The 24,915-nt window shown below is 67.4% G+C and carries 22 protein-coding genes; 12 read left to right on the forward strand and 10 right to left on the reverse strand.

Annotated features, from left to right (window positions below; translation table 11 throughout):
* Positions 1-41: 41 nt before the first annotated feature.
* Positions 42-1,115: a class I mannose-6-phosphate isomerase gene (locus tag ACYJP6_RS07460; protein WP_459474408.1), complete on the forward strand. Its 1,074-nt coding sequence runs from the start codon at positions 42-44 to the stop codon at positions 1,113-1,115.
* 16 nt (positions 1,116-1,131) lie between these two features.
* Positions 1,132-1,989: a glucose 1-dehydrogenase gene (locus ACYJP6_RS07465; RefSeq protein WP_459474409.1), complete on the forward strand. Its 858-nt coding sequence runs from the start codon at positions 1,132-1,134 to the stop codon at positions 1,987-1,989.
* Positions 1,990-2,302: 313 nt separating this feature from the next.
* On the opposite strand, the gene ACYJP6_RS07470 is transcribed toward ACYJP6_RS07465, so the two are convergent.
* Complete coding sequence (locus ACYJP6_RS07470; RefSeq protein ID WP_459474410.1) at positions 2,303-2,959, reverse strand: TetR family transcriptional regulator; 657 nt, start codon at positions 2,957-2,959, stop codon at positions 2,303-2,305.
* 80 nt (positions 2,960-3,039) lie between these two features.
* Positions 3,040-4,941, reverse strand: coding sequence for a 3-dehydroshikimate dehydratase QuiC (gene quiC / locus ACYJP6_RS07475; RefSeq protein ID WP_459474411.1), 1,902 nt, complete (start codon positions 4,939-4,941; stop codon positions 3,040-3,042).
* A 451-nt stretch (positions 4,942-5,392) separates the two neighbouring features.
* Here quiC and ACYJP6_RS07480 point away from each other — a divergent pair, with 451 nt between their 5' ends.
* The 4 genes from ACYJP6_RS07480 to ACYJP6_RS07495 all read left to right on the forward strand — a co-directional run bounded on the left by ACYJP6_RS07480 (position 5,393) and on the right by ACYJP6_RS07495 (position 12,177).
* The gene (locus ACYJP6_RS07480) at positions 5,393-6,790 is read left to right on the forward strand and encodes an MFS transporter (RefSeq protein ID WP_459474412.1); all 1,398 of its coding nucleotides are present in this window, start codon (positions 5,393-5,395) and stop codon (positions 6,788-6,790) included.
* A gap of 255 nt (positions 6,791-7,045) precedes the next feature.
* The gene (locus ACYJP6_RS07485; RefSeq protein ID WP_459474413.1) at positions 7,046-8,314 is read left to right on the forward strand and encodes an OprD family porin; all 1,269 of its coding nucleotides are present in this window, start codon (positions 7,046-7,048) and stop codon (positions 8,312-8,314) included.
* A 148-nt stretch (positions 8,315-8,462) separates the two neighbouring features.
* Positions 8,463-9,527 carry a PA0069 family radical SAM protein gene (locus ACYJP6_RS07490; RefSeq protein WP_459474414.1) on the forward strand — a complete coding sequence of 355 codons (1,065 nt, stop codon included), beginning with the start codon at positions 8,463-8,465 and terminating at the stop codon, positions 9,525-9,527.
* Between the two features lie 832 nt (positions 9,528-10,359).
* Positions 10,360-12,177, forward strand: coding sequence for an alpha/beta hydrolase family protein (locus tag ACYJP6_RS07495; RefSeq protein WP_459474415.1), 1,818 nt, complete (start codon positions 10,360-10,362; stop codon positions 12,175-12,177).
* Here ACYJP6_RS07495 and aroD read toward each other — a convergent pair.
* Positions 12,172-13,035 (reverse strand): type I 3-dehydroquinate dehydratase, encoded by an 864-nt coding sequence (aroD, locus tag ACYJP6_RS07500; protein ID WP_459474416.1) that lies wholly within the window; start codon positions 13,033-13,035, stop codon positions 12,172-12,174. The two genes, ACYJP6_RS07495 and aroD, sit on opposite strands and share 6 nt — an antisense overlap.
* Positions 13,036-13,169: 134 nt before the next feature.
* Here aroD and ACYJP6_RS07505 point away from each other — a divergent pair, with 134 nt between their 5' ends.
* Together ACYJP6_RS07505 and ACYJP6_RS07510 are read left to right on the forward strand one after the other, a co-directional pair.
* The gene (locus tag ACYJP6_RS07505; RefSeq protein ID WP_459474417.1) at positions 13,170-13,916 is read left to right on the forward strand and encodes a DUF502 domain-containing protein; all 747 of its coding nucleotides are present in this window, start codon (positions 13,170-13,172) and stop codon (positions 13,914-13,916) included.
* Between the two features lie 168 nt (positions 13,917-14,084).
* Entirely contained in the window at positions 14,085-14,510 is a 426-nt protein-coding gene (locus tag ACYJP6_RS07510; RefSeq protein WP_459474418.1) for a VirK family protein, read from the forward strand.
* A gap of 12 nt (positions 14,511-14,522) precedes the next feature.
* Here ACYJP6_RS07510 and ACYJP6_RS07515 read toward each other — a convergent pair whose 3' ends face one another.
* Entirely contained in the window at positions 14,523-15,320 is a 798-nt protein-coding gene (locus tag ACYJP6_RS07515) for an SDR family NAD(P)-dependent oxidoreductase (protein WP_459474419.1), read from the reverse strand.
* A gap of 153 nt (positions 15,321-15,473) precedes the next feature.
* Here ACYJP6_RS07515 and ACYJP6_RS07520 point away from each other — a divergent pair, with 153 nt between their 5' ends.
* Both ACYJP6_RS07520 and ACYJP6_RS07525 read left to right on the forward strand, forming a co-directional pair.
* Positions 15,474-15,911, forward strand: coding sequence for a thiol-disulfide oxidoreductase DCC family protein (locus ACYJP6_RS07520; RefSeq protein ID WP_459474420.1), 438 nt, complete (start codon positions 15,474-15,476; stop codon positions 15,909-15,911).
* Positions 15,912-16,045: 134 nt separating this feature from the next.
* On the forward strand, positions 16,046-17,308 hold the full coding sequence (locus ACYJP6_RS07525) for an Hsp70 family protein (protein ID WP_459474421.1): 1,263 nt from the start codon (positions 16,046-16,048) through the stop codon (positions 17,306-17,308).
* Between the two features lie 195 nt (positions 17,309-17,503).
* Here the strand turns inward: ACYJP6_RS07525 and ACYJP6_RS07530 are convergent, their stop codons facing one another.
* Together ACYJP6_RS07530 and ACYJP6_RS07535 are read right to left on the reverse strand one after the other, a co-directional pair.
* Positions 17,504-18,334: an oxidoreductase gene (locus ACYJP6_RS07530; protein ID WP_459474422.1), complete on the reverse strand. Its 831-nt coding sequence runs from the start codon at positions 18,332-18,334 to the stop codon at positions 17,504-17,506.
* Between the two features lie 31 nt (positions 18,335-18,365).
* Positions 18,366-19,739, reverse strand: coding sequence for an MFS transporter (locus ACYJP6_RS07535; protein WP_459474423.1), 1,374 nt, complete (start codon positions 19,737-19,739; stop codon positions 18,366-18,368).
* Between the two features lie 283 nt (positions 19,740-20,022).
* Here ACYJP6_RS07535 and ACYJP6_RS07540 point away from each other — a divergent pair, with 283 nt between their 5' ends.
* Positions 20,023-20,886, forward strand: coding sequence for a LysR family transcriptional regulator (locus ACYJP6_RS07540; RefSeq protein WP_459474424.1), 864 nt, complete (start codon positions 20,023-20,025; stop codon positions 20,884-20,886).
* A gap of 77 nt (positions 20,887-20,963) precedes the next feature.
* Here ACYJP6_RS07540 and bdcA read toward each other — a convergent pair whose 3' ends face one another.
* Complete coding sequence (gene bdcA / locus ACYJP6_RS07545) at positions 20,964-21,677, reverse strand: SDR family oxidoreductase (protein ID WP_459474425.1); 714 nt, start codon at positions 21,675-21,677, stop codon at positions 20,964-20,966.
* Between the two features lie 72 nt (positions 21,678-21,749).
* Between bdcA and ACYJP6_RS07550 the strand changes: the two genes are divergently transcribed.
* Positions 21,750-22,349, forward strand: coding sequence for a TetR/AcrR family transcriptional regulator (locus ACYJP6_RS07550; RefSeq protein WP_459474426.1), 600 nt, complete (start codon positions 21,750-21,752; stop codon positions 22,347-22,349).
* 14 nt (positions 22,350-22,363) lie between these two features.
* On the opposite strand, the gene fdhE is transcribed toward ACYJP6_RS07550, so the two are convergent.
* Genes fdhE through fdxH form a run of 3 tightly spaced genes read right to left on the reverse strand, consistent with a single transcriptional unit; the run spans position 22,364 to position 24,911 of the window.
* Positions 22,364-23,287, reverse strand: coding sequence for a formate dehydrogenase accessory protein FdhE (fdhE, locus tag ACYJP6_RS07555; RefSeq protein WP_459474428.1), 924 nt, complete (start codon positions 23,285-23,287; stop codon positions 22,364-22,366).
* A complete protein-coding gene (locus ACYJP6_RS07560; protein ID WP_459474429.1) occupies positions 23,287-23,994 on the reverse strand; it encodes a formate dehydrogenase subunit gamma in 708 nt (235 codons plus the stop codon). Before ACYJP6_RS07560 ends, fdhE begins: the two co-directional genes overlap by 1 nt.
* Positions 23,991-24,911, reverse strand: a complete 921-nt coding sequence (fdxH, locus tag ACYJP6_RS07565) for a formate dehydrogenase subunit beta (RefSeq protein ID WP_007160996.1) — start codon at positions 24,909-24,911, stop codon at positions 23,991-23,993. Before fdxH ends, ACYJP6_RS07560 begins: the two co-directional genes overlap by 4 nt.
* Between the last annotated feature and the right edge of the window lie 4 nt (positions 24,912-24,915).

The following is a 24,915-nucleotide window of genomic DNA, read 5'->3' on the forward strand; positions in this document are numbered from 1 at the left end:
CCGGCGCCTGCCGGGGCTTTTTCTGCCGCTGGAGCCCCCTGATGCTCGGTCATCCCCTGCGTCTTTCCACTCGCTTGCGTACCCATGTGTTCGGCGGTCACGAGATCGCCGAGCGCCTCGGCAAACGCGGCCTGCCGCCCGGCCGCATCGCCGAGACCTGGGAGATCAGCGACGTACCGGGCAGCAGCGCCACGGTGCTCGACGGTCCCCTCGCTGGCCAGAGCCTGCACGAGGTCGTGCAGGCCTACCCCGACCAGTTGGTCGCGCCCGGCTGGCAGGGCCCCTGGTTCCCCCTGCTGACCAAGTTCATCGACGGCAGTGGTCGCCTGCCGGTGCACCTGCACGCCGACGACGCCACGGCGCAGCGCCTGGAGTGCCAGCCCAACGGCAAGACCGAGGCCTGGCACATCCTCTGGGCCGAACCGGGCGCCACGGCCCTGGTGGGCCTCAAGCCCGGCCAGACCCGCGACCGCGTGCGCGACGCCCTGCTGCGACAGGATTACGATGCCGTGATGCGACGCCTGCCGGTGCGCGCCGGCGAAACCTTCTTCGTCCCGGGCGGCACCCTGCACAGCTTCGGCCCTGGCACCCTGATCTACGAGATCGAACAGACCTCCGACATCCAGCAACAGGCCATGCCTTGGCGCATGACCGATGGCGAGCCGCTGCCCCACGCCGAGTGGCGCGAGGGTATCGAGGCGCTGCTGGACCAGCTGCACCTGGATGCCGAGCCACGGGTCACCCCTGGTCTGCGCCTGCCCCTGAAAGACGGTCACGACCGTCTGCTGTGCACCGCCTGCCAGCACTTCGCCCTGGAACGCTGGCGCCTGGCCGGCGCCGGAGCGCCGCCGCTGGACTATGGCTTCAGCAGCGCCCGCCTGTTGAGCAACGTCGGCCGACCGGTGCGCCTGGAGGCGCCCGGCTGGAGCGGCATGCTCGGCGCCGCCGAGTCCCTGCTGCTGCCGGCCGATTTGGGCGAGATCCGCCTCAGCGGCCCCGCCGACCTGCTGATCGGCTACGTACCCGACCTGCACCAGGACATCCAGGCGCCCCTGGCCGCCGCCGGCTATGGCCCGGCCGTCATGGCCGACCTGGGTATCGAATGTTCTTCCTGACCTCCAAGGAGTCCCCATGAGCGACTATCCCAAGCCCCCGCTGAAACCCCAACCCCAGACCTTTCCCGGTTCCGAAGCGCGCATGGATCCGCAACCCGACAGCGGCGCCGAGACCTATCGCGGCTCGGGTCGCCTCAAGGGTAAGGCGGCGCTGATCACCGGCGCCGACAGCGGCATCGGCCGCGCCGTGGCCATCGCCTTCGCCCGCGAGGGGGCCGACGTTGCCATCGCCTATCTCGATGAGCACGAGGACGCCCGCGAGACCGCCCGCCTGGTCACCGAGGCCGGGCGCCAGGCCGTCCTGCTGCCGGGTGACCTGTCCGAGCGCCAGACCTGCCTGGACGTGGTGCAGAAGACCGTGGAAGCCTTCGGCCGCATCGATGTGCTGGTCAACAACGCGGCCTTCCAGCAGGTACGCGACAGCCTCGACGAGATACCCGACGAGGAATGGGTCCATACCTTCAATGTGAACATCCACGCCATGTTCCGCATCACCCAGGCGGCGGTGAAGCACATGCCACGTGGCGGTTCCATCATCAACACCGCCTCGATCAACGCCGACATCGCCCCGCCGACCCTGCTGGCCTACTCGGCCACCAAGGGCGCCATCGCCAACTTCACCGCGGGCCTGGCCCAGTTGCTCGGCGACAAGGGCATCCGCGCCAACAGCGTGGCCCCCGGCCCGATCTGGACGCCGCTGATCGTCAGCACCATGAAGCCGGACGAGCCCGAGCAATTCGGCGGCAGCACCCCCCTGGGTCGCCCGGGTCAACCGGTGGAACTGGCACCGGCCTATGTGCTGCTGGCCTCCGATGAGGCGAGCTACATCTCCGGCGCCATGCTGCCGGTGACGGGCGGCATGCCGGTGCTCTGAGGGTTTTGGCTGGGGTGTCGGGGTTCGCCCTCACCCCGGCCCTCTCCCCGAGGGAGAGGGGGTAGATCCGTAGGTTGGTTGAGCGCAGCGAAGCCCAACACGGGGTATCCGGCAGCATTAGGCTTCGACGATGAAGCCGTCTCAACCCAACCTACAAGGCCTGCCCTCCCTCCGAGAGAAGATTGCTCGGGCATCCGCGGGGAAAACGCTGCGCGGTTTTCCACCCTACGAATCCATGCCGACAACCAAAAGCCTCGGTCAGGCGCCCCCCTCTCCCCCTGGGAGAGGGCCGGGGTGAGGGTCGCCCCACACCCTACGGCTGCAGAAAGCGCACCATGGCATCGCCGATCATGGCCTTGTGGCGCTGCAATACGGCCGGATCCTCCATGTCGATGTCGTGGATGCGACCGAAGGTGTGCCGGTTGGAGACGCGGTAGAAACAGAACGAACACATCAGCAGGTGCACGTCCACCACGTCCAGGCCGGCGCGGATCTCGCCGTTGGCTTCGCCCCGGGCCAGGATGCGGCGCAGCGCTTCCAATGCCGAGGAGTTGAGGCTGGAGATGGTCTCGGATTGCGCCAGGTGGCGACCGCGATGGATGTTCTCGATGCTCACCACGCGAATGAAATCGTCGTGGCTACGGTGATGCTCGAAGAGAAATTCCGCCAGGGTGCGGATCGCCTCCAGGGGCGCGAGCCGGTCCAGCGGCAGCTCCGCCTCATCGCCCCGCACATCGCTGTAGAGCTTTTCCAGCACCGTCAGGTAGAGCTGCTCCTTGCTGCCGAAGTAGTAGTAGATCATCCGCTTGGAGGTGTGGGTGCGCTCGGCGATGGCATCCACGCGGGCGCCGCTCAGGCCCACATCGGCGAATTCCGCCACGGCGGCGGCGAGGATGGCCTGGCGGGTCTTCTCGGGATTGTTCTTGCGCGGCGTACGGAGCGTGGGCGCGAGCGCCGGGGTGTCCTGCATCAGGTTTGACTCTTGTCGTAGGGGTGGCACCGGAGCACCACCGCTGGGGAGGTGCGAGTCCCTACAGGGACCCGCTTCGCTCAGAATTCCGCAGGCGCGGGTCGGCCCTGGCGGGCCTGCAGCATGGCCGCCAGGCGCACCGGACTGTTGGCCGCGCCGTAGCCACTGTAATCCTTGCGCTGCAGGATCTCGAAGAAGAATCGGTCGGCGAAGGACTCGGTATAGACGTGGAACAGCTCGCCGCCCTGGGCATCACGGTCGTAGAGCACATTGTAATAGGCCAGGCGACTGAGGAAGTCGTCATCGAAATCGAAGCGCGCCCCCAGGTCGTCGTAATAGTTCATGGGGATCTCCAGCAGCGGGACCCCGGCGGCCTTGGCCTGCTCCACCGCCTGGAAGATGTCCTGGCAGGCGAAGGCGATGTGGTGGACCCCGGACCCCCGGTAGCTGGACAGGGCGCGGGCGATGGCGGTGTTGCGGTTCTCCGAGATGTTCAGCGCCAGGCGCACGTTGCTCTCGCGATTCTTCAGCGCGCGGCTCTTCACCAGCCCATAGGGATCGGGGACCACCACCTCGTCGTCGGCGCTGAAGTCGAACAGGCTCTTGTAGAACAGCACCCAGCTGTCCAGGGCGTCGGCCGGCAGGGCGATGGCCACGTGGTCGACATGGGTCAGCCCGAGGCCGCCACTGGCGCCGGCGCTGACGTCGAAGTCGGTGTCGTAGAGGCTACGACCATCGGCGCCGCGGTCGGCCAGATAGATCAGGCTGCCATCCGGCGCCCGTACCGCCGGGATCTCGCGCTCGTTGGGCCCGACCAGGCCGCGATAGGGCTGCGCCCGGTATTGCTGGGCACGCTCCAGGGCGGCATGGCTGTCCGGCACCCGCAGGGCCATGGCGCACAGCGAGGGGCCGTGGGCTTCGAAGAAGTTGTGACCGAAGGAATAGGGCTCGGCATTGAGCACCAGGTTGATCTCGCCCTGGCGCAACAGCTTGACGTTCTTGGAGCGGTGCCGGCCGGCCTGGGCGAACCCCAGCTTGCCCAGCCAGCGGGCCAGCTCGGCGCCATGCACGTCGTCCACGGCGAACTCGAGGAATTCGGTGCCCTCCAGGCGCGGCGCATGGGGCGGGGCGAACAGCGGCGCCGTCACCGGGGTCTCCTCGCGCTGCAGGCGGGCGGCGGTCTGCTCTTCCAGATACAGCAGCGACCTCAGGCCGTCGGCGGCGGTGGCGCGGGTCTGGGCGGCGCGGAAGCCGTCGTTGAAGATCTCCAGCGACAGCGGGCCCTGGTAGCCGGTCTGCAGGATGGGCGCGAGGAATCCCGCCAGGTCGAATTCGCCCTGTCCCGGGAAGCAGCGGAAATGCCGGCTCCACTCCAGGACATCCATCTGCAGCAAGGGCGCGTCGGCCATCTGCACGAAGAAGATCTTGTCTCCGGGAATCTGCGCGATGCCCGCCGGGTCGCCGCCGATGGACAGGGTATGGAAGCTGTCCAGCAGCACGCCGAGATTGGGATGGTCGACCGCCTTCACCAGGCGCCAGACCTGTTGCCAGGTGTTGACGTGGCGGCCCCAGGCCAGCGCCTCGTAGCCGATGCGCAGGTTGCGTGGCGCGGCGCGTTCGGCCAGCAGTTGCAGGTCGTCGGCGATCAGGCGCTCGTCGCCGAGGCTGTCGGCGGCGGTGTTGCTGCACACCAGAACGAGGTCGGTGCCCAGCTCCTGCATGAGGTCGAACTTGCGCTCGGCGCGGTCGAGGTTGCGCTGCAGGCGCTCGCGGCGGCCGCCCTCGAAATCGCGGAACGGCTGGAACAGCGTGATGGCCAGGCCCAGGTCCTGGGTGCGCTGGCGAATCTCGCGGGGGCTGGCACCGGAATACAGCAGGTCGTTCTCGAAGATCTCCACGCCGTCGAAGCCCGCCGCGGCGATGGCTTCGAGCTTTTCGGTCAGGGTGCCACTGATGGATACGGTAGCGATGGAACGCTGCATGCCGGTGCTCCTGTATTGAACGGTCCTCTCCGTCGGATGACCGCCGCGGAGAAGATCTGGTTCGTCGGGTCTGCGGGCGATTATTCTCGGCCTCCAAGAACCCAACAATGGATTATGTACGAACCGGTTAGTTTCTGTTCGCTGATCGAACACTTGGGCGTTCAGCGAATTGACCAGCCAGGGCGACGCCTCGCACTATTGATTTCAGAGCCTTCTGCGCTCGTCGCTTCTGCCGCGTCGACCATAACAAGACAAACAAGAGTGTGCGCCCATGTCCCAGCTATCCACGCTATCCTTCGCCTCCCGTCTCGCCTGTCGCCCACCCGTGGCCAGTCGCCGACGGCCAGGCTAGTCCCGCATCCCGTTACCCGTTCGGCCCTGCGTCGCTCGATCCCGCTCGTGCGCGCCGCCGAATTTCATCCTGGCCTGACAATAATTCCGGAGACAACACATGGCCAATACCGCCTCCCCCACGACCGGCTCCCAAGCCAAGAAAGCCACCGCTAGCGGCTGGATCGGCTCGGCACTGGAATACTACGACTTCTTCATCTACGCCCAGGCCGCGGCGCTGATCTTCCCACAGATCTTCTTCCCCTCCACCGATCCCAAGATGGCCATCGTCGCCTCCCTCGCCACCTACGGCGTGGGCTACCTGGCGCGCCCGGTCGGTGCCTTCGTGCTCGGCCACTGGGGCGATACCCGTGGTCGCAAGAACGTCCTGCTGCTGTGCATGTTCCTCATGGGCATCGCCACCATGGCCGTGGGCCTGCTTCCCACCTACCACCAGATCGGCATCCTCGCGCCCATCCTGCTGGTGGTGCTGCGGCTGATCCAGGGCTTCGCCGTGGCCGGCGAGATCTCCGGGGCCAGCTCGATGGTGCTCGAACATGCGCCCTTCGGCCGGCGCGGCTATTACGCGAGCTTCACCCTGCAGGGCGTGCAGGCCGGCCAGGTGATGGCCGCCGCGGTGTTCCTGCCACTGGCCTACTTCATGCCCGCCGATGCCTTCAACAGCTGGGGCTGGCGCATTCCCTTCCTGCTCAGCGCCTTCGTGCTGCTGGCCGGCTTCATCATCCGCCGCGAGGTCCATGAGACCCCGGCTTTCGTCAAGGAAGAAGCCAAGGCCGGGACCAGCACCGTGGCCAGACGCTCGCCCATCGGCGAAGCCCTGAGCACCAGCTGGAAGTCCATGATCCTGGTCGCCATGATGGCGTTGATGAACGTGATCCCGGTGGTGGCCACCATCTTCGGCGCCGCCTACGCCGTACAACCCGCCTACGGCATCGGCTTCGACAAGAGCGTCTACCTCTGGATACCGGTGGTGGGCAACATCGTCGCGGTGCTGGTGATCCCCTTCGTCGGCAACCTCTCCGACCGCATCGGCCGGCGGCCGACCATGATCGCCGGTGCCCTGGGTTCGGGCCTGCTGGCCTTCGGTTACCTCTATGCCATCAGCATCCACAACCTGCCGCTGGCCTTCGTCATGTCGCTGGTGATGTGGGGCATGGTCTACCAGGGCTACAACGCGGTCTTCCCCAGTTTCTACCCGGAGCAGTTCCAGACCCGCTACCGCGTCTCGGCCATGGCCATCTCCCAGAACATCGGCACCATGTTCACCGCCATGCTGCCGGCGCTGTTCACCCTGGTCGCCCCTCCCGGTACCGACAACATCTGGCTGGTGGTCGGTGGCCTGGCCTTCGGTGTGACCTGCCTGTCGGCCCTGGCCGCCTATCTGTCGCCGGAAACCTACCGGGTGCCCATGAGCGAACTGGGCAAGCCAGGCGCCGTGCAGATGGACAAGGGCGCCTACGATACGGCCCGTCAGGACAGCCTCAAGGCCAGCGTCTGACCCCGCTGGAGCCTTCGCCCGGCGAAGGCTCCAGCCAGCTACCCTGATAGCCTTGCCGCAAGACATACGTTGTCATATAACTATAAGGCCGAGTCGCTCGGCCGCTGCTTTCCACTAATTCAAATAAGAAAGGAATCTCTCATGTCGCCCTCGCCTTCCTAGCCTCACCTCCGCTGCACCCCTTGCCCCGCCCTTTGCAGATGTCGGCCACCGCGCCGGCAGGGCACCCCTTACCGATAAGAACAAGGACTACCCATGAGCGCTCGACTCGCTTCCGGCCGGCTCGTCCGTGCCTGCGCCGCCTTCGTCACCCTGGCCAGTACCGCTCCCCTGTGGGCCGCCGACAGCGGCTTCATCGACGGCACCAAGGCCAACCTCAACCTGCGCAACTTCTACTTCAATCGCAACTTCGTCGATCCGGCCTACACCGCGCAGAATAAGGCCGAGGAATGGACCCAGAGCTTCATCTTCGGCCTGACCTCCGGCTACACCCAGGGGCCGGTGGGCTTCGGCGTCGACGCCCTCGGCCTCTATTCGGTCAAGCTCGACGGCGGTGCTGGCACCTATGGCACCCAACTGCTGCCGACCCATGCCGGTAACGAGCCGGCCAAGGACTTCGGCCGCCTGGCGGTGGCCGCCAAGGCCAAGGTCTCCAAGACCGATATCAAGGTCGGTGAGTGGTTCGCCGTGCTGCCGATCCTCAGGTCCGACGACGGCCGCTCGCTGCCACAGACCTTCCAGGGTGCGCAGATCCACTCCACCGAGATCCAGAACCTGGAACTCTGGGGCGGCCAGATGCGCCAGAACAGCCCGCGCAACGACGCCAGCATGGAAGACATGTTCATGCAGGGCCGCGCCAACGCCACCTCCGACCGCTTCAACTTCGTCGGCGGCGAATACACCTTCAACGAGAAGCGCACCCGAGTCGGCCTCTGGTACGCCCAGCTCGAAGACATCTACCACCAGAAGTTCATCAACCTGATCCACTACCAGCCCCTGGGCAAGTGGACCCTGGGCGCCAACCTCGGCTACTTCATCGGCGACGACGACGGCGCCGCCCGCGCCGGTGCCCTGGACAACCGTACCGCCTATGCGCTGCTCTCGGCCAAGCAGGGTGGCGGTACCTTCTACATCGGCCTGCAACGGGTCAGCGGCGACAGCGCCTGGATGAGGGTCAACGGCACCAGCGGCGGCACCCTGGCCAACGATAGCTATAACTCCAGCTACGACAACGCCCGGGAACGCTCCTGGCAGGTGCGCTACGACCACAACTTCGCCGCCTTCGGCGTACCGGGCCTGACCCTGATGAACCGCTACCTCAGCGGTGACAACGTGCACACCGGCAGCATCACCGACGGCAAGGAATGGGGCCGCGAATCCGAGGTGCAGTACGAGGTGCAGAGCGGCCCGCTGAAGAAACTGCTGATCCGCTGGCGCAACTCCAGCATGAGACGCGACTACAGTGCCAGCGGCTCCTTCGACGAGAACCGCATCATCCTCAACTACCCGATTTCGGTACTCTGAGGATGACACCCAGCGGCTACCCGGGTAGCCGCTGGGTGCCTTGGCGCGCGTAACCAGGAGTGGCCAAGGGCGGGAGCCAACCACGGCGCCCTTGTCCAGATCGAGCAGGTCTTATACTGTATGGAAATACAGTTTTCGAGATCGGGTCATGACCCAGCCCCAGCGTCCGCCACGCGGCCGTGGCACCGCCAGCAATCCGCACAATCGCTTCGCCGCGACCCGCAGCGAGGTTGAGCACGACGGCTGGTACGAAGAGGCGACGCCGCTGACCTTCACCACCAGCGTCCGCCAGGAAACGGCCAAGACCGTCATCAGCCGCAACCAGTCCCCGGATGTCGGCTTCGACCGTTCGGTGAATCCCTATCGCGGTTGCGAGCACGGCTGCATCTATTGCTTCGCCCGCCCCTCCCATGCCTACTGGGACCTGTCGCCGGGCATCGATTTCGAGACTCAGCTGATTGCCAAGACCAACCTGGCGGAGCGGCTGGAGGCGGAGCTGTGTAAGCCGGGCTATCAGCCGCAGCCCATCGCCTTGGGCATCAATACCGATGGCTACCAGCCCATCGAGCGGCAGTACCAGCTGACCCGCCAGGCGCTGGAGATCCTGCTGCGCTATCGCCATCCGGTCACCCTCATCACCAAGAGCGCGCTGATCCTGCGCGACCTGGATCTCTTCGTGCAGCTGGCCGAACGTAACCTGGTGCGGGTAGCCTTCAGCCTGACGACGCTGGACGACGACCTCAAGCGCATCCTCGAACCCCGCACCGCGGCGCCCCAGGCCCGGCTGCGCGCCATGCGCACCCTGCACGAGCACGGGGTGCCGGTGAGCGCCCTGCTGGCCCCCATGATCCCCATGATCAACGACCACGAACTGGAAGCCCTACTGGAGGCGGCGCGCGACCATGGCGCCCGCTCGGCCGGTTATGCGCTGCTGCGCCTGCCGCTGGAGATCGCCGGGCTGTTCGAGGAATGGCTGCAGACGCATTTTCCCGAGCGTGCCGCCCATGTGATGAGCCTGATCCGGCAATCGCGTGGCGGGAAGAATTACGACAGCCGCTTCGGCATCCGCATGAAGGGCGAAGGCCAGTTCGCCGAGCTGCTGGCCCAGCGCTTTCGCCTAGCCCGCCGCCGCTTCGGACTGGAACGGCGTGAGGGCGAAGGCCTGGACTGCAGTCAGTTCGCCCCGCCGGGGGAGCAATTGGGGTTGTTCTAGGGCAGGCGTCCGTAGGTGGGTGCTGAGCCCAACCACTCGAGCTACCCTCACCCCAACCCTCTCCCAGGGGGAGAGGGGGAAAAGCCTTGCACCCGTAGGTTGGGTTGAGCGCAGCGAAGCCCAACAGCCCATGCTTCCCTCACCCTGGCCCTCTCCCGGAGGGAGAAGGGGAAAAATAGTGCACGCCTTGTAGATTGGGTTGAGCGCAGCGAAGTCCGATAGCCCGAGCCACCTTCTCCTCGGCCCTCTTCCGGTGGGAGAAGGGGAAATAGTGCACGCCTGTAGTTCGGGTCGAGCGCAGCGAAGCCCAACGGCCCGAGCTGCCCTCACCCCGGCCCTCTCCCGGAGGGAGAGTGGGAAAACGGTGCACGCCTTGTAGGTTGGGTTGAGCGCAGCGAAGCCCAACGGCTCGCGCCACCCTCATCCCGGCCGTTTCCCGAAGGGAGGGAGAAAAGCGGTGCACGCCTGTAGGTCGGGTTGAACGCAGCGAAGCCCGACAGCCCGAGCCACCCTCTCCTCGGCCCTCTTCCGGTGGGAGAGGGGAAAATAGTGCACGCCTTGTAGGTTGGGTTGAGCGCAGCGAAGCCCAACGGCCCGAGCCACCCTCACCCCGGCCCTCTCCCGGAGGGAGATGGGAAAAATAGTGCACGCCTGTAGGTTGGGGTGAGCGCAGCGAAGCTCAACAGCACGCCCCCCAGCCTTCTCCCAGAGTGAGAAAGAGGAAAACCATTACCTACTCCCTCCACAGGCTAAGAAGCCGAAAAAGCCCTGTCCGTCTCGCTTCCCGTCACCAGCTGCTAGGCTAACGGCTGTTCTTCCTTCCGGAGTCGCCATGACCGTCCCTACTCCACTCACGCCGGCCCAGGCCGTTGCCGCCGGTATCGACTTCGCCGAACTCAAGGTCGATGCCAGTGGCCTCTACTGGAGTCAGTACGATCCCAGCGACGGCGCGACCCGGCTCTGGGTACGCCAAGGTGACGCCGCGCCGCGCTGCCTGACACCGGCCGGCTTCAGCCTGCGCAGCAAGGTCTATGAATACGGCGGTGGTGCCCTCTGCCTGGCCGACGCAGGACCGCTGTTCGTCAACGAGGCCGACCAGGCGGTCTATCGCCAACCGCGCGATGGCAGCGCGCCCGAACGGCTCGCCGGTGGCCAGCAGTGGCGTTACGGCGACCTCTACTGGGACGGCCACCAGCAGCGCGTGCTGGCGGTCGAGGAAGACCGCAGCGAACAACCACCACGCCATCGCCTGGTCGCCCTGGGCCAGGACGGCGAGCGGCAGGTGCTGGCCGAGGGCGCGGACTTCTATGCCGCGCCCCGTACCAGCGCCGATGGTCGCCGACTGGCCTGGATCGAGTGGGATAGGCCCCACCAGCCCTGGACCCGCACCCGGCTGCTGGCGGCGGAGCTGGACGCCAAGGGGCGCCCCGGCGCCCCCACCGTCGTCGCGGCCGATCCCGAGGAATCGCTGCAGCAGCCGCTCTTCGATGGGCAGCAACGGCTCTGGGCACTGAGCGATCGCCAGGGCTGGTGGCAACCCTGGTGCGAGACCGCGGACGGCTTCGCGCCCCAGGCGGCACCCGCCGCCGATCACGCCGCCGCGCCCTGGCAGCTGGGCGGCGCCAGTTGGCTGCCCACGGCGGAAGGCTGGCTGGCGACCTGGCAGGAGGAAGGCTTCGGCCTGCTCGGCGAACTCCGGGCGGACGGCCAGTTCCGGCGCCTGGCCCCCGACTTCACCCGCTTCCGCGGACTGGCCCTGGACGAGCGATACTGCTACTGCATCGCCGCAGCGCCGACGCGGCCCTCGGCGATCCTGGCCATCGACCGAGCAACCGGCGCGGTGGACATCGTCACCGGCGGCGTGGCGCCCCTGACGGAAGCCGCCATCGTCGCGCCGCAACCCCTGAGCTACCCCAGCGGCGATGGCCAGGCCCAGGGCTTTCTCTATCTGCCGGAACGCCATGGCGAGGGTCCACCGCCGCTGCTGGTCAGCATCCACGGCGGCCCGACCTCCTGTACCTATCCGGTGTTCGAGGCGCGCATCCAGTTCTGGGTACGCCAGGGCTTCGCCGTGGCCGATCTCAACTATCGTGGCAGCAGTGGCCATGGCCGTGCCTACCGCCAGGCGTTGCACCTGCGCTGGGGCGAGGTGGACGTGGAGGATGCCTGTGCGGTGGTCGAACACCTGGGTGCCCAGGGCCTGGTGGATCCGGCACGCGCCTTCATCCGTGGCGGCAGCGCCGGTGGCTACACGGTGCTCTGCGCCCTGGCCTTCCGTGACGTCTTCCGCGCCGGAGCCAGCCTCTATGGGGTCAGCGATCCCCTGGCGCTGGCCAAGGTCACCCACAAGTTCGAGGCCGACTACCTCGACTGGCTGATCGGCGACCCCATAGCCGACCGGGCCCGCTACGAGGCCCGTACCCCGCTGCTGCATGCCGCGGGTATCCAGGCGCCGGTGATCTTCCTCCAGGGCCTCAAGGACGCCGTGGTGGTACCCGCCCAGACCGACGCCATGGCCGCCGCCCTGGAGGCCCGCGGCGTGCCGGTGGTGGTGCGCCGCTACCCCGACGAAGGCCACGGCTTTCGCCAGGCCGCCAACCAGGCGGATGCCCTGGAGCAGGAAGCGGCCTTCTACCGCCGCTGGCTATGAGGAGGGCTGGCGCGCCCGGTGCAGCGCCTCCAGCGCCTGATGCAGGACGTCAGCCTCGATTTGCCCCGGGGCCGACGCCTGGCCCTGGCTGCCAAAGGTGAGGGCGCTGCCGAAGGTTTCGCCCGCCAGGCGGGAGACGCTGCCGGTACCACCCATGGCCATGATGAGCAGTGGCCGGGGGCTGCGCTCGTGCATCTTCCAGGTCACCTGCAGCAGGCGGGCGACGTCGCCGCCGTCGTGGGGCATCACCGCCAGCTTGAGGATGTCGGCGCCCAGTGCCTGCTGGCGTTGCAGGCGCTTCGTCATCTCGGCATTGCTCGGGGTGCCCTGGAAGTCATGGCTGGAGAGGATCACCTTGGCTCCGGTCTTGTGCGCCTCGACCACCAGCGCCTTGACCCTGCGCTCGTCGCGCCGCATTTCCACGTCAATCAGGTCGGCGAAGCCCGCCTGCAGCAACTTGCCGTAGAGCGCCGCGTAGGCCGCGTCATCCAGCTCGCCGGCGCCGCCTTCGCGCCTGGACCTGAAGGTCAGCAGCAGCGGCTTGCCGCCCAGCGCCTGCACCAGTTGCCGCCCCAGGGCGGCGACCTGGTCGGCGTCCGTGGCGAAGCCCAGGAGGTCGAGGCGCAATTCCAGGATGTCGACCGCCGCGGACCCGGCGGCGGCGCGGCCCTGCTCCAGCACCTGCTCGGCGGTCTTGCCGGAGGTGGAGACGATGACCTTGGGGCGCCCTGTGCCGATGGGCAGGTCGCGGACCTGCACCACCTGGGTGGCGGCCTGCGCGGGGGTGGCCAGCGCCCAGCCGGCGCACAGGGCAAGGGGTAGCGCTGCAAGGAGCAGCGGGCGAAGCTTGAGGGGCATGGCAGGACTCCAGAAACGCGAGGGGATTGTCTTCCAGACCAGCGAATCCGCCGCCGAGTGCCCGTCGGCGAGGGTGTGACGGGCGCTGAGCGCACGGCTCGCGTAGACTGGTGCTTTAGCCGTCGAGTCCTTGCATGCCCTTCGTTCGTCGCGGTTTCGAAAGCATCGTGTCCACCTGGCTGGCCGGGCTGCTATTGCTCCTGCCGCTGGTGCTGACCCTGGCCCTGATCGGCTGGATCGTCAGCTTCCTCAATGGGCTGATCGGACCGAACACCACCCTGGGCCAGCTGTTCGTGGCGGTCGGGCACCCCTTCGTCGGTAACTCCCTGGCGGCCTATGGCATCGGCACCCTGGTGCTGCTGGTGCTGCTCTATCCGCTGGGCATCGCGGTCAAGCTGGGCCTGCGCCGGCCGCTGGCCTGGTTCGCCAACCTGACCTTCCGGCGCATACCGGTATTCGGCAAGCTCTATGGCCTGGCCGAACGCTTCGTCGAGTTGCTCGACCGCAAGGAAGGCGGAGCGGACATCCGCGCCATGAGCCCCGTGTGGTGCTTCTTCGGTGGCCAGGGCGTGGCGGTGCTGGCCCTGCTGCCCAATCCGGCGGTGGTGGACATCGACGGTCGCCACTATCACGCCGTGCTGGTGCCCTCGGCGCCCGTGCCGGTGGGCGGTGGCCTGCTCTATGTACCAGTGGACTGGGTGAAACCGGCCGACATGGGCGTCGACATGTTCACCAGCATCTACGTGTCCATGGGCATTACCCTGCCGCCGGTGGTCAAGGATCGCCAGGTGAAGTTCATCCCCTTGGAAGAGGCGGTGCGGCGTCAGCAGAGCGAACCGGACTCGGCACCATCCTCGTCCGACCAAGGGCAACCCGACTAGGTATCCGCATCACGGGGCCGGGGTGCCGCGGCAGCCAGGCGGGCCAGTAGATGAGGCCTGGGGCTGAGGGCTGAAACCCGCGTCCCAGAGCAAAGCGTGACCCGGCGCAGCGATCGCACCGCTACGCCTGACTAAGCTAGAGCGCTCCTGATGCCATGGAGCCTGACCATGACCTCGCGTTTGCTGCCCCTCTTCTCCGGCCTGTTCGTCCTCGGTGCCCAGGCCGCTACTCCCCTGCCAGACCAGCCAGCGCTACGTACCGCGCTGCTGCAGGGCGCCGCGGTCCACCTGGTACTGGACCTCGGCGCCTGCCAACCGGCCCTGCCCTCTGCCAAGCCCAGCCAGGCCCGCGGCGGTTTGCGGCTGGATGCCTTCCGCATCACCCCTGACCAGGTGCTGGCCTTCGCCGACGAACATGTCAGCGTCGCGGCGGATGGCCAGCCGCTGGTACAGATCCTGCGCTACCGGGTGAAACCCGACGACTCCGCCGAGTTCAGCATGGAGGCGTTCGACCTGCCCTCCTACCGCCCGCATGGCGACAAGGTCGCCTATCGTTGCGCGGTCAATCGCGGCCTGACCTTCTACCGCGATTGAGCGGGGGCGAACCTAGTTCTGCACGGCCTGGACCGAACCGCCATCCACGCGCAGGTTGCTGCCGTTGATGAAGGAGGCCCGCTCCGACACCAGCAGGGCGATGGCCGCGGCCACCTCTTCCACCTTGCCGCGGCGCTTCTGCACGATGCCGGGTCGCTCTTCGTCGAGGAAGCTTTCGATGGCTTCCTCGAAGGAGACACCCAGTTCCTTGGCGCGCTTTTCCATCATGCCGTCGGTCATGCCGGTCTCGATGAAGGCCGGCGAGACGGTGTTGCAGAGTACGCCGTGGGCCGCTTCCTTGTAGGAGAGGTTCTTGATGAAGGCCGCCAGGGCCGCCTTGGCCACGTTGTAGACGGCCTCTTCCCAATAGGGCTGGACGGCGTTTTCCGAGGTGATGCAGACGAAGCGGCCCCAGCCACGCTTACGCATGCGCGGAATGGCGGCGCGGGCGACGCGGACGGCGGAGAAGAAATCGGTGGCCCAGGCCTCCTCGTAGTCGGTATCGGCCAGTTCCAGCGGATCGCCCTTGGCGCCCGTGACGCCGGCGGTATGCACCACGATGTCGATCTGGCCGAAACGGGCTTCGCCCTGCTCCACCAGCCTGTTCACAGCCGCCTGGTCGGTCATGTCGGCGGCGATCAGCAGCGGCTCGCCTGGCAGGCTCTTGGCCGCCTCTGCCAGCTTGCCTTGCTCCAGGTCGGACAGCACCAGCTTGACGCCTTCCTCGGCCAACAGCTTGGCCGTGGCCAGCCCCATGCCACCGCTGGCGCCCGTGATGAGGGCGACGCGCCCCTTGATTCCCAGATCCATAGCGACCTCGTTCGTTGTTTAGCTGCAATGCCGTCATCCGGCGTCTCCAATTCCGACTCGCCAAGGCGCGCCGTTGCGCTTACCGTTCGGCGGAAAGCGCAACGGCAGCCCCAACGGTCGGTCCAGATAGGCAAGACCCAGAGGAAGATCCCGATGCACGCCCCCCGCCTGCCCCTGACCCTCTACCACGACGGTGCCTGCCCGCTCTGCGCCCGCGAGATCGCCTGGCTGCGGCGGCACGCCGATCCGAGCCGGCTGCACCTGGTCGACCTGGCCGCGCCGGATTACCAGGCGCCGGCCGATGCCCCGCCGCGCCAGGCCATGCTCGACCTGCTGCATGCCCGGGATGCCGAGGGCCACTGGTTCCGCGGCCTGGATGCCACCTACTGGAGCTGGCGTACCGCCGGCCTCGGCCACTGGGCCCGACCGCTGGCCTGGCGCCCGCTGCGGCCCCTGCTGGAACTGGGTTATCGCCTGTTCCTGAAGCTGCGTCCGGGCCTGACCTGGCTGCCGCATCCGGACGGCGGGCGCCGCTGTCGAGATGACACCTGCAGCCTCGACCAGCGCCGTGAGGAAGGGCCCAGGCCCTAGCCCCGTCGCGCACCACCCGCTATTGCCGAAGCCCCGGCGAGACGTCTGCAACCACCCTGCTGGCATCCGGCCAGGGTTCGTTTGCGCGCCGGTCTGGGCTAAACTGCGCGGCTGTTCGCGTTACGGATCCTGACATGTCTGCGTTACCCGCCCGGGCCCTGGGCCTCGACTTCGGTACCTCCAACTCCACCGCCGGCTGGCTGCGGCCTTCGGGTGAGGTCCTGCTGCCCCTCGAGGAAGGCAAGGCCACCCTGCCCTCGGTGATCTTCTTCAACGCCGAGGAGCGGCGCCCGGCCTATGGTCGCCAGGCGCTGCACGAATACCTGGAAGGCTACGAAGGCCGGCTGCTGAGATCGCTCAAGAGCCTGCTCGGCTCCAGCCTGCTCAAGGGCGAGACCAGCATCCTCGGCAGCGCCCTGCCCTTCACCGAGGTACTCGGCCTGTTCCTCGGCACCCTCAAGCAGCGCGCCGAGGCGCAGGCCGACCGCGCCTTCGACGCCGTGGTGCTGGGTCGTCCGGTGCACTTCGTCGATGACGATCCGCTCGCCGACCAGGAGGCCGAGGACACCCTGGCCGCCGTGGCGCGCCAGGTAGGCTTCAAGGATATTTCTTTCCAATTCGAACCCCTCGCCGCCGCCTTCGACTACGAGCGCAGCATCAAGCGCGAAGAGCTGGTGCTGATCGTCGACATCGGCGGTGGTACCTCGGACTTTTCCCTGGTGCGCCTGGCCCCGGAGCGCCGCGCGCTGGCCGACCGCGCCGGTGACATCCTCGCCACTGGCGGCGTGCACGTCGGCGGCACCGACTTCGACCGCCAGCTGAGCCTGGAAGGGGTGATGCCGCTGCTAGGTTACGGCAGCGCCATGAAGAGCGGCGCCACCATGCCCACCAGCCACTACATCAACCTGGCGACCTGGCACACCATCAACGCCGTCTACGCCAAGAAGAGCGTGCTGGGCCTGCGCGACATGAGATACGACGCCCAGGACACCCGCTGCATGGATCGCCTGTTCAAGCTCATCGAACAGCGTGCCGGCCACTGGCTGGCCATGCAGGTGGAAGACGCCAAGATCGCCCTGACCGATGACTGGCGTCGCACCCTGCGCCTGGATCGCATCGAGACCGGCCTGGCCGCCGATCTGGAACGCCCCTTGTTCGACGCCGCCATCGCCCTGCAACTGGAACGCCTGAGCCGCGGTGTGGATGACCTGCTGGCCCGCGCCGACCTCGACCCGGCGCGGGTCGACAGCCTGTTCTTCACCGGTGGCTCCAGCGGCATCCCGGCCCTGCGCCAGGCCTTGTCCAAGCGCTTCCCCGGCGCCCGCCTGGTGGACGGCGACCGCTTCGGCAACATCGGCAACGGCCTGGCCATCGAGGCGTTCAAGCGCTACGGCTGAGAACCGCGGACGCCCCCGGGACGCCGCCACGCGTGGTGCCCAGGGTGCGCCGATCCTGCTGGATAGCCAGAGCCGCAGCGCCTGCGCAGAGATCGCCGCCGACACCGACCGAATGGAAAAGGGTCGACCGGCAGCCCGGGCCGCACGGCGTGTTCGCTGAACGGGCCAGGGCTCCGCGCCGCTGCTTCGCGCCAGTCAGTCATAGTCGGTATGCAGGGCGATAGCACGCCAGGCGTCCATATCCGCCCGCAGCGAACTCAGCTTGTGTTCGACGATGTCGTAGGCGACCGGTCCCAGCGGCAGATGCAGCGGCGGATTCGCCGCTTCCACCGCCTGCACGATCACCGCGGCAGCCTTTTGCGGATCTCCCGCCTGCCGGCCGTCGTTGCTGTCGCGATAGGCACGACGTCGCCCGGCGGTGTCGGCATAGGCGTCGATCACCTGCTTCGCCAGCGCGATGGAGCGTCCGAGGAAGTCGGTTCTGAAGGGGCCGGGCTCCACGATGATCACCCGCAGGCCAAGGGGTTCGACTTCCCTGGCCAGGGACTCGGAAAAGCCCTCGACGGCGAACTTGCTGGCGCTGTAGTAACCCGAGCCGGGACCTCCCGAGAGCCCGGCCCCGGACGACAGATTGACGATGCGGCCCGCGCCGCTCTCGCGCAGCACGGGCAACGCCAGGCGGGTCATCTCGATCAGGCCGAAGACATTCACCTCGAACAGCGGCCGGTATTCACTGGGCTCGGCCTCTTCGACCGCCCCTATGAAGCCGACCCCGGCATTGTTCACCAAGACATCGAGGCCGCCGAATGCCTGCTGTGCGAGGGCGATAGCGGCGGCTGCGGAGCTGGCGTCCGTGACATCCAGGCGCACTGCCTTGAGGTTATCCGGGAACCTCTGGGTCAGCGATTGCAATACGGCCGGATCGCGGGCGGTGGCCACGACGTTGTCGCCGCGCGCAGCGGCGGCCACGGCGATGTGCTGGCCGAGGCCAGAGGAGCAGCCGGTGATAAGCCAGGTCTTTTTCATGCGGGTTTCCCCTTGATGGTTTTGGGCAAGGTCAGTGGGTACTGGATCCAACGGAGGTCTGGACAGCGCCCGCCGGCGTTCTCCGCCAACTCAATCCCGCCGCCAACGCCAAGGCGCCGGCAATCGCCAGGGACGTCAACGCAAAGGCGAAGCGAACCGTCGCGGCAGGGGCGCCCTCGGGGGCGAGCTGGAAGAACAGGCCACCCATGAGCGCGACCGACAGGGCAGCGCTGATCTGCAAGGTGGCATTCGTCAGGCCGGCCGCCAGACCAGCCAAGCTCGGCGCCACCTGATCCGCGTTCAACCTGACCAGGGCGGGCAGCGCGATACCCTGCCCCAGGCCGATCAATAGCAGCGGAACGGGTAGCCAGGCGGGTGAGCCCGCCAGGGCGGCGACCAGCACCAGCCCTGCTACCTCCAGGGCCATGCCCAGGGAGGCGGTGCGGGCGCCCAGGCGCTGGGCGATGCGCGGACTGCACAGGGGACCGCACAGAAATCCGACTCCCAGGGGCAGAATCGCCCAACCCGCCGCCAGGGCGCCGTGGCCCAGGCCCGCCTGCTGGTAGACGGCGAAGATGAGGAAGAAAGGGGCAAGGGCGTAGAACAGGAAGGTCGCCAGCAGGCTGCGGCGCAGTCTGGCTTCCGCCAGCAGGGAGGGCAGCACCAAGGGCATTTCGCCCGCCCCTTCCTTGCGCTGCTCGTAGCGCCAGAACAGCCGCAGCACCACCCCACTCAAGAGCAGCAGGGGGACGGACCACCAGGGCCACGCGAGTCGCGGCCCCTCGACGAGGGGGACGACCAGCGCCAATAGCCCTGCGGCGAGCAGGCAGGCGCCGATGACGTCCAGCCGCGCTCCCTGATTCGCCCGACTCTCGCGCAGCCAGGCCAACGCGGCAGGCAAGGCGCAGAGGATGACGGGAAGGTTGATGAGAAAGATGCTGCGCCAGCCGAGTCCGAAGGGACTGGCTTCGATCAGCACGCCACCCAGCACCTGGCCGCTGACCGAGGCGAGGCCGAAGGTGGCGCCGTAGAGGCCGAGCGCCCGATTCTTCTCCTCCGCCGGGAAGGTGGCATGGATCAAGGCTAGGGACTGGGGTGCCATGACGGCGGCGGCTATGCCTTGCAGCAGCCGCCCGGCGATGAGTGCCTCGGGCGAGGGCGCCAGTCCGCACAGCGCCGAGGCCAGACCGAAGCCGACCATGCCGCCTAGATAGACGCGCTTGCGACCGTAGAGATCGCCTAGCCGCCCACCCAGGATCAGGGTGACCGCATAGGCGGTCGCATAGACCGACACCACCAGTTGGGCGAGATCCGAAGAGGCCTGGAAGTCGCTACGGATCACCGGCAGCGCCACATTGACGATGAAGAAGTCGAGCGGCGGCAACAGGGTGCCGAGCAACAACACCCCCAGGGCGAACCAGCGGCGGCTGTCGGGTTGTGCCCTGGCACCGTCCGCTGCTCGCGGGTGGGCGACGCCCGCCTCTGGGCCCTTGCAGGCGCCCGTTAACTTAGCTGCCCTCTCTCGCAATCTGCTCATAGCTGATCACCCATGCAGAGCCAGTTCCAACCTCACTGGCAGGGGTCCGACGGACCGGGATTGACGTGAGCCGTCATGGTCTCCCCTACGTTATTGTTTGGGGACTGCCCTTCCTGCATATTGAATGTTCATTTTTGAACGAGAGTTCGCCATGGAATGGGGCGATGTGCGGATCTTCCTGGCGGTTGCCCGCGGCGGGTCCTATGGCTCGGCGGCGCGGGCGCTGGACATCAGCCACCCGACCGTGGGTCGAAGGATCAAGGTGCTCGAGGAAGAAGCCGGGCAAGCGCTGTTCCGCCGCACCGGTGACGGTCTGATCCTCACCAATTCAGGCGATGCGGTCTTCGCCCTGGCCGAGTCCATGGAAGCCTCGGCCCTGGCCATGGAGCGGCGCCTGGCCGGTAACCATGAACGCCTGGAGGGACTCTTGCGGATTTCCTCGGCGGATTGGTTTGCCGGCTATGTGCTGGCGCCGGTCCTGGCCGAGCTGAGCCGTCGCCACCCCGCCGTGGTGCCCGAGGTCATCGCCAGCTATCGCCTGCTGGATCTCTCCCGGCGCGATGCGGACGTGGCCTTTCGCCTGGTGCCCTTCAGCGAACCGGATATCGTGCAGCGGCGTTTCCTGACCCTGCCCTATGGGCTCTATGGCTCGGCCGCCACCGCGCTGGCCCTGCAGGAAGACCCGGCCTCGGTCGGCCTGATCCTGATGAACACCGCGCAAGCGCACTTTCCCGATGTCGCCTGGTTGATCGAGCGGCTACCGGAGTCACGACGCGCTTTCACCAGCACCAGTCGGACGGTCCAGGCGCAGCTGTGCCGGCGCGGCCTGGGAGTCGCCGTCCTGCCCCGCCCGGTCGGCGATGCGACGGCAGGACTGCAACTGATCGAGATCTTCGGCCCGCCGCCGTCGCGGGAAATCTGGGTGGGCTACCACCAGGATCTGCGGCTCATGGATCGGCTGCGCGCGCTGCTGGATATTGCGGAGGAGTTGCTGGGTCCGGCAGGTGACGCCTGATCGACGACTGCTTTGGTCTTCGATCAGGCGTCACCTGGGCTCCTGTCACCTGGACGACAGGAGCAGGCGGGAGGCAATCAGGCGCCGAAGGCCCCGTCGATGGTATGCATGGCGCCCGTGACGAAGCCGGCCTCGGGTCCGGCCAGCCAGGCCACCATGCCGGCCACCTCCTCGACGCGGCCGTGGCGCTTGATCGCCAGGAAGCTGTGCATCATGTCCTTCATCGGCCCCTCGGCGGGGTTCATGTCGGTATCGATCGGCCCCGGTTGCACCACGTTGACGGTGATGCCGCGCGGCCCGAAATCCCGCGCCAGGCCGCGGGCCAGCCCCTGTAGCGCGGATTTGCTCACGGCGTAGGCGGCCAGGCCGGGAACCGGCAGGCGGTCGCCATTCACCGAGCCGATCACGATGATGCGGCCACCGGCCGGCATCTGCCGCGCGGCCTCCACGGCGGCGTGATAGGGCGCGTGCACATTGATGCGCAGCAGCCGGTCGACGGCATCCGGGTCCTGCTCCAGCGCGTCGCCGAAGAGGGCGACGCCGGAATTCACCACCAGCACGTCCAGCGAGCCGCTGTCGCGCACCCGGGCGATGACCGCGTCGCGGTCGGCGCTGTCGGTCGACTGGGCGGTGCTACCGGTTTCCGCAGCCAGCGCCTGGGCGGCCTCCTGGGAACTGGAATAGGTGAAGGTCACCCGGGCCCCCTCGGCGGCGAAGCGCCGCACGATGGCCGCGCCTATCCCGCGGCTGCCACCCAGTACCAGTACCGACTTGCCTGCAAAATTCGCCATGACCCTACCTTCTGATTAATGTAGTGAGTGTTACAATAAACTTCACACGCCACCTGTCAAAGTATTTTTGTAATGAACGCTACAAATAAATCCGCACCCCGTGGCCGTCCGCGCCGTTTCGATCCGGACCAGGCCGTCGCCCGCGCGCAGCGTCTGTTCCATGCACAGGGCTACGACGGGGTGAGCGTCGCCGACCTCACCCAGGCCCTCGGCATCAATCCACCCAGTTTCTATGCGGCCTTCGGCAGCAAGGCCGAGCTGTATCGGAAGGTGCTCGAACGCTACGCCCTGACCGACGCCCTGCCCCTGCGGCAGATCCTGGCCGCCGACCGGCCGCTGGCCATGGCGCTGGCGCAGCTACTGGAAGAGGCGGCGCGCCGCTACGCGGCCGATCCGGTCGCAACGGGCTGTCTGGTGCTGGAGGGTATGCATTGCGATGATCCCCAGGCGCGCGCGGCGGCCAACGTCTATCACCTGGCGGCTCAGGAGCTCATCCGCAGCAGCATCGCCGCGCGCTATCCAGAACAGGCGCAGCTGGTGGCCGATTTCGTCGCCACCAGCATGGCCGGCCTCTCCGCCAGTGCCCGGCACGGCCAGAGCCTGGAGCGCCTGCTGGCCAGCGCCCGCCTGGCCGGCCTGGCGGTGACCCAGACGCTGCCCGAAGACGCCTAAGCCGTCGCTGCGTCCTACTCGCCGGCGATGAATAGCGGATTGAAGCCGCTGCGGGCATAGCGCCCTTCTTCGGCCAGGGCGAAATCCAGCGGCAGGCTGGCGAGGTCGTCGGCGAGGGGATCGGCGCCGAGATTGAAGCTCTTGCTGACCAGCTTGAGGTAGCTGTTGCAGCTGTCGCAGGTCTCGGCCTGGGCGGCCAGGGGCGTTTTGCCGGCTTCGTCCTCAAGGGCCAGGTAGCGCACCTTGGCGCTGGCGTTGCAGCAGCTGCACTTGCTGCGTTCCAGGTGCCATTCGGTGGCGCAGAGACTGCAGTGCAGATAGCGCACATTGTCGCGATCGCGGTCGGCGTGGACGATGCTGGCCAGCGGCGGCGCCGCGCAGGTCGGGCACAGCACCCGGCTGGCGTCGCCCAGGCGCTGGGGCGGTTGCGGCAGATTCAGGGCCAGGCGTACCCAGGCGACCTGCAGGGCGGCGCCCACCAGGGGCAGCAGCGCGCGGGTCTCGGCGGCACCGGAATCCTGGACCAGCAGTTGTTCGGCGAGGCGATGGCGCTCGGCGGCGGGCAGCGCGGCCAGGCGATCGAGCACGGGTCGCTGGCGCTCGGCCACGCGCAGTTCCAGGTTGGCCAGCAGCGCCTGCAGATCGCCCTGCCAGTCCAGATCCCGCAGCAGGGCCTGCCCCTGCAGCGGCGGCATGCCGTGCTCCAAGGCCAGGCTGAAGGCATCCGGCGCCGGTTGCCAGCTGGGCTGGCGTTCCTGCAGGACGGCCTCCTGGGCCTGGACCAGCAGGGCCATGAAGCCGAGGAAATCGCCCAGCTCGGGGCTACGCTCGGCCAGTTCGCGCAGCCGGCGGGCGCGACGGGCGAACAGCTGGCGATCGGGCAGCACCACCGGTGGCGGATTGAGGATGCCGGTGGGCGAGGTGCCGTACTGATGCATCAGGGGGTCCCCTTGTCGGGCATGCGGTGTTCATCCAGGGGGCGCTCGCCCTGCTCGCCGCCTTCGCGGCGTTCCTGCTCGACGATCTCGTCGTACCACAGCCGGTGGTGGTGCTTGGCCCAGGCGCGGCTGACGCGGCCCTGGGTCATCGCGCGGAAGGAGCCCTTTACCCAGATCGCCGAATAGACGTGGATGATCAGGGTGACGATGGCGACGAAGGCGACATAGGCGTGCACCAGGCTGGAAAAGCGCAGCCAGCCGCGCGGCAGGATGTCGGCGAAGTACGGCCGCCAGATGAAGAAGCCGCTGAGCAGCAGCGCCGGCACCGACAGCAGCATCACCCAGTACACCAGCTTCTGCCCCGGGTTGTTGGCGCCGATGGGCGGCGCCAGCTCGTCGCGGTTGGCGAGGACGTCGCCGATGCGCCGCACCCAGGCCACGTCGTGGCGCTTGAACAGGTTGACCTTGAAGAAGCGCACCGCCATGACCACGAAGCCCAGGCTCATGGCCACCCCGATGAAGGGGTGCAGGATGCGCGTCATGGTCGGCCCGCCGAACAGCGCCGTGAGGTCGAAGAAGAACGGGTGGAAGAAGGCCAGGCCGCTCAGGGTCAGGCAGACGAAGGTGAAGGCGATGAACCAGTGGTTCAGCCGGCTGAAGGTGGTGTAGCGCAGGATGCCGCGCTTGTTGTCCGACGGCGTGGTCATGGCCGATCCTCCTCGCGCGCGGCATGGCGCTCTGCCTCGTCCGGGGATTCCTCGGGTTCTTCCTTGGGTCCCTTGGTCAGGTAGTGGGCGATACCGGCGATGGCGGTGACGCCCAGCAGCGCCGACATGATCGGCTTGGTCACGCCCTTCCACAGGCTGACCATGGGGCTGATCTGCGGATCGGCCGGCAGGTGGGTATAGAGTTCCGGCTTGTCGGCATGCTGCAGCACGTACATCACATGGGTGCCGCCCACCCCGGCCGGATCGTAGAGACCGGCGCCGGGAAAGCCACGGTCATGCAGCTGGCCGACGCGCATCTGGGCGTGTTCGGTCATGTCCTCCTTGGTACCGAACATGATCGCCCCGGTTGGGCAGGACTTGACGCAGGCCGGCTCCAGGCCGTGGTAGACGCGGTCGGAACAGAGGGTGCACTTGTAGGCCTTCTGGTCCTTCTTGGAGATGCGCGGCACGTCGAAGGGGCAGCCCGAGACGCAATAGCCGCAGCCGATGCAGTGCTCGGAATTGAAGTCGACGATGCCGTTGGCGTACTGCACGATGGCCCCCGGCGCCGGGCAGGCCTTGAGGCAGCCCGGCTCGGCGCAGTGCATGCAGTTATCCTTGCGGATCAGCCACTCCAGGTTGCCCTTCTCGTTGACGTATTCGTCGAATCTCATCACCTGGAAGGTTTCCGGGGTGAGGTCCGGCGGGTTGTTGTAGGTGCCGTTGCAATGCCCGACCTCGTCGCGCAGGTCGTTCCATTCCGAACAGGCCACCTGGCAGGCCTTGCAACCGATGCAGCGCGACACGTCGATCAGCTTGGCCACCGCCTCCACCCCGCCAATGCGGGTGTGGGGCGACTCCTCGGAGGTGGCCGAGCGTGCGACGATGTTCTGGAAGTTGACTTGATCGCCTCTCATAGAA

The organism is Pseudomonas sp. No.117 (assembly GCF_054558395.1).